Origin of the sequence: Rhizobium oryziradicis (assembly GCF_001939045.1) — a bacterium.
GTDB lineage: Bacteria > Pseudomonadota > Alphaproteobacteria > Rhizobiales > Rhizobiaceae > Allorhizobium > Allorhizobium oryziradicis.
On sequence record NZ_MKIM01000027.1, the window covers coordinates 609,353 to 624,246 of the forward strand.

At 55.7% G+C, this 14,894-nt stretch carries 10 protein-coding genes; 7 read left to right on the forward strand and 3 right to left on the reverse strand.

Annotation, left to right across the window (positions count from 1 at the left end):
• The first annotated feature begins 22 nt into the window (after positions 1 to 22).
• From recN to BJF95_RS13930, 5 genes are all read left to right on the forward strand, one after another.
• The gene (recN, locus tag BJF95_RS13910) at positions 23 to 1,696 is read left to right on the forward strand and encodes a DNA repair protein RecN (protein WP_075640022.1); all 1,674 of its coding nucleotides are present in this window, start codon (positions 23 to 25) and stop codon (positions 1,694 to 1,696) included.
• Between the two features lie 96 nt (positions 1,697 to 1,792).
• Entirely contained in the window at positions 1,793 to 3,241 is a 1,449-nt protein-coding gene (gene cls / locus BJF95_RS13915; RefSeq protein WP_075640023.1) for a cardiolipin synthase, read from the forward strand.
• A gap of 26 nt (positions 3,242 to 3,267) precedes the next feature.
• Positions 3,268 to 4,092, forward strand: a complete 825-nt coding sequence (locus BJF95_RS13920) for an endonuclease/exonuclease/phosphatase family protein (protein ID WP_075640024.1) — start codon at positions 3,268 to 3,270, stop codon at positions 4,090 to 4,092.
• Positions 4,093 to 4,154: 62 nt separating this feature from the next.
• Positions 4,155 to 6,314 (forward strand): NAD-dependent DNA ligase LigA, encoded by a 2,160-nt coding sequence (ligA, locus tag BJF95_RS13925; protein WP_075640025.1) that lies wholly within the window; start codon positions 4,155 to 4,157, stop codon positions 6,312 to 6,314.
• A 229-nt stretch (positions 6,315 to 6,543) separates the two neighbouring features.
• Entirely contained in the window at positions 6,544 to 8,667 is a 2,124-nt protein-coding gene (locus BJF95_RS13930) for a hypothetical protein (RefSeq protein WP_139317498.1), read from the forward strand.
• A gap of 18 nt (positions 8,668 to 8,685) precedes the next feature.
• Here BJF95_RS13930 and BJF95_RS13935 read toward each other — a convergent pair whose 3' ends face one another.
• The gene (locus tag BJF95_RS13935; protein WP_075640027.1) at positions 8,686 to 9,096 is read right to left on the reverse strand and encodes a YkgJ family cysteine cluster protein; all 411 of its coding nucleotides are present in this window, start codon (positions 9,094 to 9,096) and stop codon (positions 8,686 to 8,688) included.
• 353 nt (positions 9,097 to 9,449) lie between these two features.
• On the opposite strand from BJF95_RS13935, the gene BJF95_RS13940 reads away from it, so the two are divergent.
• Positions 9,450 to 11,108: a BCCT family transporter gene (locus tag BJF95_RS13940; RefSeq protein ID WP_075640028.1), complete on the forward strand. Its 1,659-nt coding sequence runs from the start codon at positions 9,450 to 9,452 to the stop codon at positions 11,106 to 11,108.
• 73 nt (positions 11,109 to 11,181) lie between these two features.
• Here the strand turns inward: BJF95_RS13940 and BJF95_RS13945 are convergent, their stop codons facing one another.
• Both BJF95_RS13945 and BJF95_RS13950 read right to left on the reverse strand, forming a co-directional pair.
• On the reverse strand, positions 11,182 to 13,182 hold the full coding sequence (locus BJF95_RS13945) for a DEAD/DEAH box helicase (RefSeq protein ID WP_075640352.1): 2,001 nt from the start codon (positions 13,180 to 13,182) through the stop codon (positions 11,182 to 11,184).
• Between the two features lie 197 nt (positions 13,183 to 13,379).
• The gene (locus BJF95_RS13950) at positions 13,380 to 13,919 is read right to left on the reverse strand and encodes a GNAT family N-acetyltransferase (protein ID WP_075640029.1); all 540 of its coding nucleotides are present in this window, start codon (positions 13,917 to 13,919) and stop codon (positions 13,380 to 13,382) included.
• A gap of 278 nt (positions 13,920 to 14,197) precedes the next feature.
• On the opposite strand from BJF95_RS13950, the gene BJF95_RS13955 reads away from it, so the two are divergent.
• On the forward strand, positions 14,198 to 14,827 hold the full coding sequence (locus tag BJF95_RS13955) for a 3'-5' exonuclease (protein WP_075640030.1): 630 nt from the start codon (positions 14,198 to 14,200) through the stop codon (positions 14,825 to 14,827).
• The last annotated feature ends 67 nt before the right edge of the window (positions 14,828 to 14,894 follow it).

Consider the following 14,894-nt stretch of genomic DNA (forward strand, 5'->3'; position numbering starts at 1 on the left):
TTCACGAGAGATGTAAACACTTATGCTTGTCCAGCTTGCGATCCGGGACATTGTTTTGATCGAGCGGCTCGACCTTGACTTTTCCGCCGGTCTCTCTGTGCTGACGGGGGAGACGGGCGCGGGCAAATCCATTTTGCTGGACAGTCTGTCGCTGGCCCTTGGCGGGCGCGGCGATGGCGGTCTGGTGCGCCATGGTGAAGACAAAGGTCAGGTCACGGCGGTGTTTGATGTGCCCATGGTGCATCCGGCACGCGCCCTGTTGCGCGACAATAATATTGACGATGATGGGGATCTGATTTTCCGCCGGGTGCAATCGGCGGACGGCCGAACCCGTGCCTATATCAACGATCAAACAGTCAGTGTGCAGCTGATGCGGCAAGTGGGCCAGCATCTGGTGGAAATCCACGGTCAGCATGATGATCGTGCCCTTGTGGATACGGGCGCGCATCGCATGCTGCTGGATGCCTTTGCCGGGCTGACAGAAGAGGCACTGGCGCTTTCCGACACCTATCGCCGCTGGCGAGAGGCTGAGCGCAGCTATAAGACGCATAAGGCCAAAGTGGAGGCCGCAGCCCGCGAGGCGGATTATCTGCGCGCTTCCGTCGAAGAGCTGGAAGGCTTGAACCCGCAAGAGGGCGAGGAGGAAGACCTGGCTGAGCGCCGCTCACGGATGCAGAAATCCGAGCGCATCGCTGGTGATATTTCCGAGGCCAGCGAGTTTCTCAATGGCCATGGCTCGCCCGTGCCGCTGATTGCTTCCATGATGCGCAGGCTGGAGCGCAAAAGCTCCGAAGCGCCGGGGCTTTTGGAAGAAACTGTCAGCCTGCTGGGGGCAGCACTCGATACGCTTTCCAGCGCGCAGATGGAAGTGGAAGCAGCACTTCGGCGCACCGAATTTGATCCGCGTGAATTGGAGCGGGTGGAAGAGCGGCTGTTTGCCCTGCGTGCGGCTGGGCGTAAATATTCCGTGTCTGTTGCTGACCTGCCAGCTTTGGCCGAAAAAATGATTGCCGATCTGGCCGATCTGGATGCCGGCGAGGATAAGCTGGGCAAGCTGGAAAAGGCGGTTGGCGAAGCCAAAGCCATGTATTTTGCATCCGCTCAATCGCTGTCGACAAAGCGCCAGAACGCTGCCTCTGCCCTTGCCGATGTGGTGATGGCGGAACTGCCAGCATTGAAGCTTGAGCGCGCGCGTTTCATGGTTCAGGTCACGGCCGATGCCAGCAATGCCTCTGCCGATGGCATTGATCTGGTCGAGTTTCACGTGCAGACCAATCCAGGCACACGGCCCGGACCGATTATGAAGGTTGCCTCAGGCGGCGAACTTTCGCGCTTTTTGCTGGCGCTTAAAGTGGCACTCGCTGATCGTGGCTCGGCCCCGACACTGGTGTTTGACGAAATTGATACCGGCGTGGGTGGTGCTGTGGCCGATGCCATTGGCCAGCGCCTCAAGCGGCTATCCGATACGGTGCAGGTTCTTTCCGTGACCCACGCACCGCAGGTGGCGGCGAGGGCGGCAACCCATCTTTTGATCTCCAAGGGACCGGCCAGCGATGGCAGCGAGAAGATCGCGACCGCCGTGGCCACCATTGGCCCTGACCACCGGGTGGAAGAAATTGCCCGCATGCTGGCCGGAGCATCTGTCACTGATGAAGCCCGTGCGGCTGCGGCCAAGCTTTTGACCGGGAGCCATTGACCATTCCCGTTTTTGCACCATCTGTTGGCAAAATAGGGTTAGTGGCGTTCGAATATTCGACGTGCATATCACTGGGTTGAGGGGGCACCGTGACGAATGTTTGATGTGGTTTATACCTATTGGCCGCATATCTTATTGGTTGTTTCCACGGTTTTGAGTGTGATTGCCAGCGTGCATGTGGCGATGACCAAGCGTGATGTGCGCTCTGCCAATGCCTGGGTGGGTGTCATCATTCTATCGCCCATCATCGGCCCCTTGGCCTATGCGGTAGCGGGCATCAATCGCATGCGTCGCACATCCTATATTGCCAAGCGCTCACGCAGGCAGCGCCGTTTGAGTGCGGCACTTGCCCATTATGCCGTGCCCGATGGCGTGATCGAATGCCAGTTTGGCGGGCGGATGGAAGCGTTGCGGCGGTTGGGAGACCGTGTTGCGCTTCATGCCTTGACGTCGGGCAATCAGTTGATGCCGCTTGAAACGGGCGACGCGGCCTATGAAGCGATGGGGCAGGCGGTGGATGCGGCGCGCCACAGCATTTTGATGGAAACCTATATTTTCGATCGCGACGGCGCTGGCCTGACGCTGGCCGATAAGCTGATTGCGGCCCATAAGCGCGGTGTGACAGTGCGTGTGCTGATTGATGCGGTGGGCGCGCGCTACAGCGTGCCAAGCATTGTCCAATATCTGGAAGAGGGCGGTGTCACGGTTGCCTGTTTCAATGGCAAGGTCATCATGGGGCTGCGGCTGCCTTATGCCAATCTGCGCACCCACCGCAAAATTCTGGTGGTGGATGGCACGACAGCCTTTATGGGCGGCATGAATATTCGCGACGCTTTTGTCGGGCCGAATGCAGCCCACGACACCCATTTTAAAGTGTCTGGCCCAGTGGTGGCCGATCTTTTTGCTGTCGCTGCCGATGATTGGCATTTTGAAACCGGCGAAGCGTTGGATTCGGATGTGTGGCAGATTCGGCTGCATGAGATAGCAGACTCTCCTGCGGGCTTTACCCGCGTTGTGGTGACGGGGCCGGATTCCAATCTGGAATGCAATCATAAGGTTTTAACCGGGGCGTTTTCGGTCGCAAAACGCTCGATCCGCATCATGTCGCCGTATTTTTTGCCGGACGCTGTGTTTCTGGCCTCCTTGGCCACAGCTGCACGCCGTGGCGTTGACGTTGAGATTGTCGTGCCATCGAAAAACAATCTCGCCATTGTCAGCCATGCCATGAACGGGCAGTTTGAGCAGATTATCAAAAATGGCTGCCGGATTTTTCGCTCCACCGGACCGTTTGACCATTCGAAACTGCTGGTGGTGGATGGCCGCTGGGCTTTTGTTGGCTCGTCCAATATGGACTCCCGCTCGCTCCGGCTGAATTTCGAAGTTGATCTGGAAGTCTATGATCAGACGTTTGCCGCTTTTGTGGAAGATCGGATGATGAAAAGCAAAGAGGGTGCGCAGGAGGTGAGTTTGAGCGAATTGCAAAACCAGCCGTTTGCGCTCAAGCTGTTGCAGCGTGTTTTGTGGCTTGGTTCGCCTTTTCTGTAACAATGGCGGCGCATGGTTAGGTCAGCATGAAAAAACAAATTCCCACGCTTCGTTCGCAAATGCTGACATCGTGGCGCAATCACCGTAGCCGCACGCCGGAGATAGCGGCCGATGAGCGCAAGGCCGGGCTGCTGGTGGCCTCCTATAATGTGCATAAATGTGTGGGCAATGACGGCCAGTTTGACCCCGAGCGGGTGCTGCATGTGATCCGCGAAATTGGCCCGGATGTGATTGCCCTGCAAGAGGCAGATCAACGGTTTGGTGAGCGCAATGGCCTGTTGGATTTGGCGCGGCTTCATGGCGAAACCGGACTGACGCTGGTGCCGGTGGAGGGATTGCCCAACAGCCACGGCTGGCGCGGCAATGTGCTGTTGTTTCGCGAAGGGGTGGTGCGCGACGTGCGACCTTTTAAATTGCCGGGGCTGGAGCCGCGCGGCGCTGTGGTGGCCGAGATCAATCTGGGCGAGGGGCGCGAACTGCGCATCATTGCCGCTCATCTGGGTCTGTTGCGCTGGGCGCGGCGCAGGCAGGCCGATTTCATTCTCGATCTGATGCGTGATTGCGCCGATTGCCCGACGATCTTGATGGGTGATTTCAATGAATGGCGGGTTGGGCGCGGCTCGGCGCTTACGCGGTTTGAGCCTATCTTTGGTCCGCTACCGGCTCCGGTGCCCAGTTTTCCCGCCCGTTTGCCGGTGTTGGCGCTGGACAGAATCATGACCAATCGACCCGGTCTGATTGCCGATATGCGGGCGCATAATACACCGCTGTCGCGCATGGCATCAGATCATTTGCCGCTCAAGGCATGGATTGATCTTGAGCAAACTGTTGAGGATTATGCACCGCGGTAATCTCGTCTTCCTATTGGGCTAAATTCGGGTAAGACCAAAGCGGATAAAAGCAGGAGTGTGTGATGGCGGATGCATCAATGGCCGTGAGCGAGCTGAGTGAAGACCAGGCAAAGGCCGAGTTGGCAAGGCTGGCGAGCGAGATTGCCCATCATGATGCGCTCTATCACGGCAAGGATGCGCCGGAGATCTCCGATGCTGATTATGATGCACTGAAGCGCCGCAATGATGCGATTGAAGCGCAGTTTCCGCAATTGTTGCGCACCGATAGCCCATCGCAGCGGGTGGGGGCGGCTCCCGCTGGCATTTTCTCGCAAATCACCCATGCGCGACCCATGCTGTCGCTGGACAACACGTTTTCTGACGAGGATGTCAGCGATTTTGTCGCCTCCGTCTATCGCTTTCTGGGGGTGATTCCGGACAATTCCATTGCTTTTACCGCAGAGCCGAAGATTGACGGGCTTTCCATGTCGATCCGCTATGAAAATCGAAAACTGGTGACGGCCGCCACGCGTGGCGATGGCACGACGGGTGAAAATGTTACCGCCAATATTTTGACCATCAAGGAAATCCCGACAGAATTGCCAGATGATGCCCCGGATGTGGTGGAGGTGCGCGGCGAGGTCTATATGGCCAAGAGCGATTTTCTGGCGCTGAATGCCGAGATGGAAGCGCAAGGCAAACAGACTTATGTAAATCCGCGCAACACCGCAGCCGGATCACTGCGCCAGCTTGACCCAAAAGTCACCGCCAGCCGCAAGCTAAAATTCTTCGCATACGCTTGGGGTGAAATGGCAGAGATGCCGGCCGATAGCCAATCGGGCATGGTGGAAGTGTTCAAGCGCTGGGGTTTTCCGGTCAATCCGCTGACCAGACGCTTGACCTCGGTGGAGGAGATCATCAGCCATTATCGCGAGATCGGCCTTCAACGCGCTGATCTGGATTACGATATTGATGGCGTGGTCTATAAGGTGGATCGGCTGGATTTGCAGGCGCGGCTTGGTTTTCGCTCGCGCTCACCGCGCTGGGCCACCGCCCATAAATTCCCGGCAGAGCAAGCCTTTACCAAGGTCGAGGCCATCGACATTCAGGTGGGCCGCACAGGTGCTTTGACGCCGGTTGCACGGCTGGAGCCTATTACCGTTGGTGGCGTGGTTGTTACCAATGCCACGCTGCACAATGCCGATTATATCGAAGGCATTGGCAATGGTGGTGAGCGGATTCGCGAAGTGGGTCACGATATTCGCATTGGCGATACCGTGATTGTGCAGCGGGCAGGCGATGTGATCCCGCAGGTGCTGGATGTGGTGCTGGAAAAGCGTCCTGAAACAGCGCTGAAATATGAATTTCCCAAGACTTGTCCGGTGTGCGGCAGTCATGCGGTGCGCGAAAAGAACGAGAAAACCGGCAAGCTGGATTCGGTCACCCGCTGCACCGGCGGCTTTGTGTGTTCAGCGCAGGCCAAGGAGCACATCAAGCATTTCGTGTCGCGCAATGCCTTTGACATTGAAGGGCTTGGCACCAAGCAGGTGGACTTCTTCTTTGATTGCCAGGACGAACTGATGAATATCCGTACAGCGCCGGATATTTTCACGCTGAAAAAGCGCCAGGATAGCTCGGTGTTTACGCGGCTGGAAAATGTCGATGGCTTTGGCCGCGTCAGCGTGCGCAAATTGTTTGATGCCATTGATGCACGGCGTGAAATTGCACTGAATCGCTTTATCTTCGCCCTTGGCATTCGCCATGTGGGTGAAACCACCGCCAAGCTGCTGGCACGGTCTTACGGCTCCTATGACGCCTTCGCCAAAGCCATGCAGGATGCCGCGCCAAAATTTGGTGAGGCATGGAACGAATTGAACAGCATTGACGGCATTGGCGAAGTGGTGGCGGCCTCCATTGTGGAGTTTTTTAATGAGCCTCGCAACATGGATGTTGTCTCCCGTCTGTTACAGGAAGTGACTCCGCAGGATGCAGAAGCCGTAACGTCAAGTGACAGCCCCGTGGCGGGCAAAACCGTGGTGTTTACTGGCTCGCTGGAGCGCTTTACGCGCGACGAAGCCAAAGCCCGGGCGGAAAGCCTCGGTGCCAAAGTCGCAGGCTCCGTGTCGAAAAAGACCGATTATCTGGTGGCCGGACCGGGTGCAGGCTCGAAGCTGGATAAGGCCCGTGACGTGGGGGTGACGGTGATGACCGAGGATGAGTGGCTGGCCTTGATTGGGGGATGAAGGCTTCCCTTTAAATTGCTGTATAATTTCATATTGTAATTGTTTCTTAACGACGAATGAGGCTTTGTTTCATGTAGCTAAAGTTTGTCAGGAAAAGTGGTCAATGTGGCCTCGAAAGCAAACTTGAACACAACAATTGAGGGTTTGTCTGTTTCAACTTGAACCTGACGATCCCTCCTTGCGAGGAATAAGGTAGGCGCTCGTGACAACTTGTATCATGGTGTTGGGAATGCATCGCAGCGGTACCAGTTCTGTTGCGGGTACTTTCGCAGCTCTTGGTGCTGCTGCACCCAAAACGCTCATGCCTCCACAAGCCGATAATCAAAAGGGTTTTTTTGAATCGCTTGCTATCGCTAATTTCAATGATGAAATTTTGAGTTCTGCCGGGACAGTCTGGCATGATTGGCGCAAACTCAATTCTGGTTGGTATGAATCGACGGTTGCCAAAGAATTCGAAAGACGGGCAGTTAGTGTCTTGACCGAGGAGTTTCAAGACCAACCGGTATGGGTCATGAAAGACCCACGCATGTGTCGCATGTTCCCATTCTGGCTTTCGGTCATGGATGGCATGGGTGTTGCTACAAAAGTCGTTATCCCAATACGGCCTCCCCTGGATGTCGCAACATCGCTGAAAAAGAGAAATGGGTTTTCCTTAAGCCGTGCGATGTTGCTGTGGTTGCGGCACGTGCTGGATGCCGAGCGTGACAGCCGCGGCGTGGATCGCAGCATTATCTTTTGGGCAGATTTCCGCCGTGATTGGCGCAAAGTCTGTCTAAGGGTCTCGGCAGATATCAATATGACATGGCCCAAAATGACGGACGTGTCGGCCCATTATATTGATGAATTTTTGAGCGACGATCTGGTTCACAATAAAACCGAGGACGAGGATTTTCGAGCCCACTCATCAGTTCATTCCTGGACCCTCGAGGCTTACGATGCGCTCAAGGATCTGTCGCAGGGCAAAGACATTGAAAGGGCGCAACAAAAGCTTGATGACATAAATGCGAAGCTGGATGTTGCTGCATCGTTGTTTGGACCCGTTGTTGCTGAAATTGAAGCGCACAGGGATCATGTGGCCCATGAACATGCTCAAAGCCGTTCCGAGCTCCACAGGGTCAATGGCGAGCTTGAGGCGGCCATTGCTCGACAAACGCAAGAGCAGCACGCTCGCGAGCAGCTCAACGCGCATATACAGGAATTAAACGAACGGATCCACGCTTATGCGGAGATGGTGCAGGCAAAAAACTCCGAGCTCGATGCGTTAAATGCGACCTTGGCGGCATCGTGGCAAGAGCGGGAGAGTGTAGCAAATGAGCGGGAGCGTTTGGCACACGAACTCGAGCGTCTGGCACATGAGTTGCAAACGCTGACAGACAACCGCGCTGCTTTGGAGCAGCATGTTGCTGATCTGCAATCGTTAAATGATAGCACTGCATATGTGCTTGATCAAAAGGTCACCGCGCTGGAAGCGCTGGAGGCGGCCCATGCTTCATTGGCTGAGCGCGCACGGACTTTGGAGAGTGAGCTGGCCGCTCTCATTGAGGCCAACAGCGCGCTTGAGGATGTTGTTGAAGACCAGAAGGCGCTCAACGGCGACCGCGAACGAGAAATTCTTGATTTACATAGCAGACTGGAAACCGTTCAGGCATCAAATGCCTCGACTTTGGCCATGTTGGAACAGAAGACAACGGCGCTGGAGACACGTGAGACGGACTACAATGCCTCCATCCAGGAACGGCAGATATTAAAGGACCGGCTTGAGCGGCAGGTTCATGACCTCAGCGGTAGTCTGAACGCCTTACAGGCGAAATATGATGAACAGTCGTCACAAATTGCTGTTTTGCAAAACGCTGCTGCTGATTTTACGATCGCCAAATCCATTGCAGCCCGCAAGCGGCATGGTTCCGCTTCTAATCTCCTGAATAAAATCTCTGCGCGGTTCATTGCGCGAAAGCTCGTTCAATTTGGTCTGTTTGATTGCTCATTTTACGTGGCGCAGCTTCGGGAACAAGGGCTCTCTTTCGATGAGACATTGAGCTCAAATTCCTTGGCGGGTTGTCAGCACTACATGGCATTTGGATGGGCCTTCGGGATTAATCCGAACCCGTATTTTGATAATCGCTGGTATCTGACACGTTATCCCGATGTGCAGGCCGATGGCATCAATCCACTGTGGCATTACTTTGCCTATGGAGCTGCAGAAGGTCGAGATCCGGGCCCATTGTTCTCGACAGATGCATATCTCAGGTACCATCCTGATGTTGCGGCTCAAAATGCCAATCCGTTATCCCATTACCTGCTCTATGGTCAAAAAGAGGGTCGGTTGGTTCCTGCCGTTGCGAACGCCTCTTAAGCAGGGAGCTGCAGGCGTTTACGTCGATGGCTCGATCTTGAAGACCGTATCCCCAACGAAAACAATGATATATCCGCCGTGAAGTGCCATTTCCAACGCCCGACGGCTGAGTTGCGTGCGATAAGGCTCCTGCTTCCACACATCAGGGTAGGCGGGGTCGACCAGCACGGTCATTTGCGGGCCTTGGGTGTAGACCATCATGTGGGCTTTGGTGGGTTCCCATTCCGGACCGAGTTGCGCGTCCGTGATCCAGAGACAGAGAAAATCGCGGCAGGTTTGCGGGCGGCTCTGGTAGATTTTACAGCCCATGCCATCGACGCAATGAATGCACCATGCGTTGGCGGGTTTGGACAGCTCGTCGATATCCGGCAGCCGACAGCAGAGCGTGCAGGTGCCGCAGCTGCGGTCTGGTATGGCGTGATGTGGCATTGCGTTACTTGATTGTGGTTGCCTTGGCCGAAGGTCGGCCAATTTTGTCAGAATTGTGGTTGATCTTGGGGGCATCCGCCCTACATCGCCCTTAAGCACCCTGCCTGATTATACGGTTCGTCGTGTTGACGCCATGAAATTTTGGGGTGGCAAAGAACAAATTCATACGTGAAAACCCAATCTAAGCGGGTTTTTTCCGGTATTTTTAAAGGGGCGCTGTGGTCAACCGCGCAATCTTCGCAGGATGGTTGATCTCTGATGGTGTGGCGAACATCGGATTCTGATGTCGATCTTTTGTGGTTCGTCTCCGCGAAGCCCCGATATTCTGTGCGCAGAAAAAAGGAAATCGACCTTTGAACGATAAAACCACCATTGCCACGGGCAATCAAGATGTTGAGGCCATTCCGGCACCGGAGGGCCAGACAGAAATTATTGAGACCTCCTACCAGATTGGTCAGGACAACTATAGCTATAAAAAACGCTTTGTGTTTGAACTGGATATTCATAACGTGGTCTTCAGTGTCTCGGCACTGACAATTGTTGCCTTTACCTTTCTCACACTGGCGTTTCAATCCACCCTTGAGCCTGCCTTTACAGGCTTGCGCAATTTTCTCACCACCAATCTCGATTGGTTTTTTCTGCTCACCGGCAATGTGTTTGTTGTTGTGTGCATTGGTCTGATTTTGTCCCCGCTGGGGCGCATCCGTCTTGGTGGCCCAGATGCTCGGCCGGACTATACCAATATCTCCTGGTTTTCGATGTTGTTTGCCGCAGGCATGGGCATCGGATTAATGTTTTATGGTGTATCGGAGCCAATTGGACATTTCACCGCGGCCCTGAAAGGCCCGATTTTCGAAAATGGTGTGCGCACCGATTGGGCACCGTTGAATGGTGTTGTTGGTGATATGGAAGGATCACGCCGATTGGCCATGGCGGCTACCATTTTTCATTGGGGCCTGCACCCTTGGGCGATCTATGCCATTGTTGCTTTGGCTTTGGCCCTTTTCTCGTTCAATAAAGGCCTACCGCTTACCCTCCGCTCGATTTTCTATCCCATTTTTGGAGAGAAGATTTGGGGTTGGCCCGGTCATGTGATTGATATTTTGGCGGTTTTCGCCACCATTTTCGGCCTCTCCACTTCATTGGGCATTGGTGCGCAACAAGCCAGCGCCGGTTTGAACTTTTTGTTTGATGTCCCCAAGACAGACGCGACAATGATCCTGCTGGTCATTGGCATCACAGCGATTGCCACGGCCTCGGTGGTGGCGGGCATGGATAAGGGCGTAAAAATCCTGTCCGAGATCAATATGGCACTCGCCGCCTTGCTGCTGGTGTTCATTATCGCTGTCGGGCCAACCATGCAGATCGCCAAGGGCTTCTTTTTGAACCTTGCAGCCTATGTCGAATATCTGCCGCAGTTGGCCAATCCCTTTGGCAGAACAGATTCAAACTTCTCGCAAGGCTGGACCGCGTTTTATTGGGCATGGTGGATCAGCTGGTCACCTTTTGTTGGCATGTTCATCGCCAGAGTAAGCCGGGGCCGCACCGTTCGCGAGTTTCTCACTGCCGTGCTGCTCATTCCCTCGCTGGTATCGGTGTTGTGGATGACCGCCTTGGGCGGCACAGCCATCAGCCAGTTGGCCAATGAAGGCTTGACCACCGTGAAAGACGCCGCTCTGGAGCTTCAGCTGTTTGAGATGCTGGCGCACCTGCCGTTAACGTCCATCACCTCGTTTATCGGCATTGTTCTGGTGATTGTGTTTTTCGTTACCTCATCCGATTCCGGCTCGCTGGTGATTGATACAATCTCCGCCGGAGGCAAGGTGAATGCGCCAGTGCCACAAAGAGTGTTCTGGGCCAGTTTTGAAGGTCTGGTGGCCATTGCGCTGCTGCTGGGCGGCGGGCTGGTTGCCTTGCAGGCCATGGCCGTGTCAACCGGCTTGCCATTTGCCGTGGTGTTGCTCGGCGCAACCTATGCCTTGGTCAAAGGCTTGCTCACGGAGCCCAAGTGAGAGCAACCTTGAGGACTGACGGAAATGGAAAAGGGGTGGTCTATGACCACCCCTTTTCACGTCGCTGTATTTATCAGCCCTTGGGCTTGAAGCTCTTTTTCTTGGCTCCGCTTGCCGGGCCATCAAACTTGCCCTTTGGCTTACCAGCATAGGCTGGCTTGTCACCCTTGCCTGCGAAGGCGGGCTTTGCGGGCTTGTCCCAGCTGCGACCCTCGCCAGCGACATAAGGCTTTTTCTTCGGCTTGGCTTCGCCCCACACATCGGCATCGACCTTGGCCAGCTCGTCCTTGTAGACGCGGCGTTCAGACGATTCAGCCTTTTTGGCGTAGGGCTTCTTTTCACCGTAAGGCTTGGCATCGCCGCGCGGCTTGCGATCGGCAAAATCCGAATCGTCGCGCGGTGGGCGGGCGGTGCGTTCCTTTGGCGGCGCATTGAAATCAGGCATGCCGGGCAATTGCTTGACTGTAATGCCACGCTCCAGCGATTTGTTGGGGCCAAGGGCTGTCAGGAACTTATCCAGATGGGCCTGGGAGATTTCCACAAAGGTCTCTTCCGGCTGCATCTTGATAGCACCAATTTCGTTCTTGGTGATATTGCCGTTGCGGCACAGCATCGGGATCAGCCAACGCGGTTCAGCGCTCTGGCGACGACCGATGGATAGCGAAAACCAGACGCTTGGGCCAAACTCGCTGCGCGGACGCGAAGGCGTGTTGGGCTCATAGGTGTCGCCTTCTCGGCGCTCGCGGGCGGGTGTCACCTTGACTTCCATCAGGTCTTCCGGTGCCGAGCGCGTGCTGCGGTAGCCACGCAGGAAAGCAGCGGCAACCTTTTCAGCGCCGTGAGCTTCCAAAAGGCGGGCAACCGTTGCGGCTTCGTCCTCGGTGATCTTTTCCTGGAAGACGGGATCTGCCATCAGGCGTTCGTCGTCGCGGGCCAGAACTTCGTCGGCCGATGGCGGAGCAACCCAGGCCGGCTGCACATTGGCACCACCCAGAATGCGCTCTGCCTTGCGGCGCTGGCTCATCGGCACAACCAGAGCCGAGACGCCCTTGTTACCGGCGCGGCCAGTACGGCCAGAGCGGTGCAAAAGGGTTTCAGAATTGGTAGGGAGATCGGCGTGGATCACCAGCTCAAGGCCGGGAAGGTCGATACCGCGGGCGGCAACGTCGGTGGCAACACACACACGGGCGCGGCCATCACGCATGGCTTGCAGGGCGTGGGTACGCTCATTTTGCGACAGTTCACCAGACAGAGCCACAACCGAGAAGCCGCGATTGTGCAGGCGGGCGGTCAGGTGATTGACGTTGGCGCGGGTGGAGCAAAACACAATCGCATTGCGGGCTTCATAGAAGCGCAGCGCGTTGATAATCGCATTTTCCTTGTCGGCCGGGGCCGTCAGCATGGCGCGATATTCAATATCGACGTGCTGCTTGCGTTCCGACACAGTCTCTATGCGCTTGGCATTGCGCTGATAGCTCTTGGCGAGATCGGCAATCGAGCGCGGCACAGTGGCCGAGAACATCAATGTGCGGCGTTCATCCGGCGAGGCTTCGAGAATGAACTCGAGATCTTCGCGAAAGCCGAGGTCCAGCATTTCGTCGGCTTCGTCCATTACCACAGCCTGAAGGCCGGAGAGGTCGAGGGCGCGGCGAGTGATGTGGTCACGCAGACGGCCCGGTGTGCCAACAACAATATGCGCACCACGCTCCAGCGCGCGGCGCTCGTTGCGAATGTCCATGCCGCCAACGCAGGTCGCGAAAACTGCGCCGGTGTTCTCATAGAGCCATTCCAGCTCGCGCTGAACCTGCAAGGCCAGTTCGCGGGTGGGGGCAATGCAAAGCGCTACGGGCTGGGTGGTGGCGCGGCCGAAGCGGTTTTCGCCGCCAAGCAATGTCGGAGCCAGCGCCAGACCAAAGGCAACGGTTTTACCAGAGCCTGTCTGAGCCGAAACCAGCGCATCCCGGCCTTCGAGATCTTCATCGATCATCGCTTGTTGCACGGGGGTGAGGGTGGCGTAACCACGTTTGCGCAAGGCCTCGGCAATCGCCGGGACGATGCCGTCATAAATAGTCATGGGGTCATCTCTCGAAATGTCTGTCATAAGGTCATGCGCCAAGCAGCTATCTCAGGACAGACACGAAGGCACGACGCCCGCCGATTGCGGGTATGGTTGCGCTGTTCCTAACCGGGAAAGCTTCGAAAGTACAGAGGGGGGCTGTAAAAAGCCAACAAGATGGTGAAGAGGGGTGGCAAAACCCCTCTGTTTTTTGCTCACAAACGGATGCGGGCCATGGCATAGGCATCCACAAAGCAGCCATCCCGAAAAGCAAAAGCACGGTGCAGGCCTTCCTGACGGAAGCCAAAACTTTCATAAAGCGCGATGGCACCCGTGTTGTCGGTATAAACGGTCAGTTCCAGCCGTTTGATGTTGAGCCAGTCATCGGCAATGGCGACCAATTCGCCCAGCAGGGCGCGGCCAATGCCACGGCGCTGGTAATCATCGTGCACTCCCATGCCGATGCTGGCCGCGTGGCTGCGGCGGCCCGCCAATTGGGTCATGCCCGCATTGCCAACAATTTTGCCGTTTAAGACAGCAACCAGTGATGTGACGTTGGGTTGAAGGCTCTCGATATATTTGCGGGCACCTTGAACTGTTGGATAGGGTGGGCGAAGCGTGCCGAACCGATATCCGGGCAGGCTCTGCATGGCTATCAGCGCCTCGGTATCCTCTGGGCCTATTGTGCGAATTATCAACCCTTCTGGCCATCTGGCATTTGCGGCCACTGGAATAACGGGTGGGGTATCTTTCATATCTGCTCTCTCATTTGGCGAAGGAGCAGGGATATTGTTCAACCCTGCTCGTGATCGCAGGGTTGGCGGGGAATGATCGTCGTTACGTGATCGTCGCGCGACAGCATCCCCACGTTCCCTGTGGAACGTTGGTGAGAAGGGTCATCACGTGGGTCGAACGAAGTGCGATCATGTATTGAGTTTTGCCGGGTTTGAAATGATTGTCAACGCGGCCCGTTTAGAAGCTTGTCTTTGAACGTTGTCTTGCGCCGAGTCATTTTGCGTCTTATGCGATCTTCATGACATCACCATCACGATCTAGCGGTAAAACCATTGCCATCGATTTTGAAACCGCCAATGAGGGGCGCGATAGCGCCTGCTCGGTTGGATTGGCGTGGATTGAGGATGGGGCCGTGGTGCGGGTGGAGGAGCGGTTGATTCGCCCACGCAGCATGCGGTTTTCATCCTTCAACATCGCCATTCACGGCATTCGGCCCGAGCATGTGGAAGACGCGCCGGAATTTCCCGAAGTGATGGATGAATTTGCCGATGATTTTGCCGGTGCAATGATGATTGCCCACAATGCCGCCTTTGATTTTTCGGTCTGGCGTGGCGCGCTGGATAGCTATCGGCTGTCCTATCCGAGTTTTGACTATGTGTGCAGTGTGAAGCTTGCGCAAAAAATCTGGCCGCAACTGCCATCCCATAAGCTGAATGTGCTGGCGGGCCATCTGGATCTGTCGTTTCGCCACCACAATGCCGCTGAAGATGCCAGCATCTGCGCACAAGCCGTGGTGGCGATGATGGATCGCAGAGGTGCTGCTGATGTGATCGAACTGGCGGGCATGGTTGGCCTGTCGGTGGGCAAGTTGTTTCCCGGTGGTTATCAGGCCTGTTCTGTGCGCAAACCGGTGCGAGCCTCACGCTGATCAGGCTCTACTCTTGTAACGGTGTCGTGAAGCCATATCTCTTCTTCAGATGCATTTGGAGATTGAT

Excerpts from the sequence above, each read along its gene's own strand:
- recN (WP_075640022.1), top strand. The coding sequence starts at position 23 with ATGCTTGTCCAGCTTGCGATCCGGGACATTGTTTTGATCGAGCGGCTC.
- cls (WP_075640023.1), top strand. The coding sequence starts at position 1,793 with ATGTTTGATGTGGTTTATACCTATTGGCCGCATATCTTATTGGTTGTT.
- BJF95_RS13920 (WP_075640024.1), top strand. The coding sequence starts at position 3,268 with ATGAAAAAACAAATTCCCACGCTTCGTTCGCAAATGCTGACATCGTGG.
- ligA (WP_075640025.1), top strand. The coding sequence starts at position 4,155 with ATGGCGGATGCATCAATGGCCGTGAGCGAGCTGAGTGAAGACCAGGCA.
- BJF95_RS13930 (WP_139317498.1), top strand. The coding sequence starts at position 6,544 with ATGCATCGCAGCGGTACCAGTTCTGTTGCGGGTACTTTCGCAGCTCTT.
- BJF95_RS13935 (WP_075640027.1), bottom strand. The coding sequence starts at position 9,096 with ATGCCACATCACGCCATACCAGACCGCAGCTGCGGCACCTGCACGCTC.
- BJF95_RS13945 (WP_075640352.1), bottom strand. The coding sequence starts at position 13,182 with ATGACTATTTATGACGGCATCGTCCCGGCGATTGCCGAGGCCTTGCGC.
- BJF95_RS13950 (WP_075640029.1), bottom strand. The coding sequence starts at position 13,919 with ATGAAAGATACCCCACCCGTTATTCCAGTGGCCGCAAATGCCAGATGG.
- BJF95_RS13955 (WP_075640030.1), top strand. The coding sequence starts at position 14,198 with ATGACATCACCATCACGATCTAGCGGTAAAACCATTGCCATCGATTTT.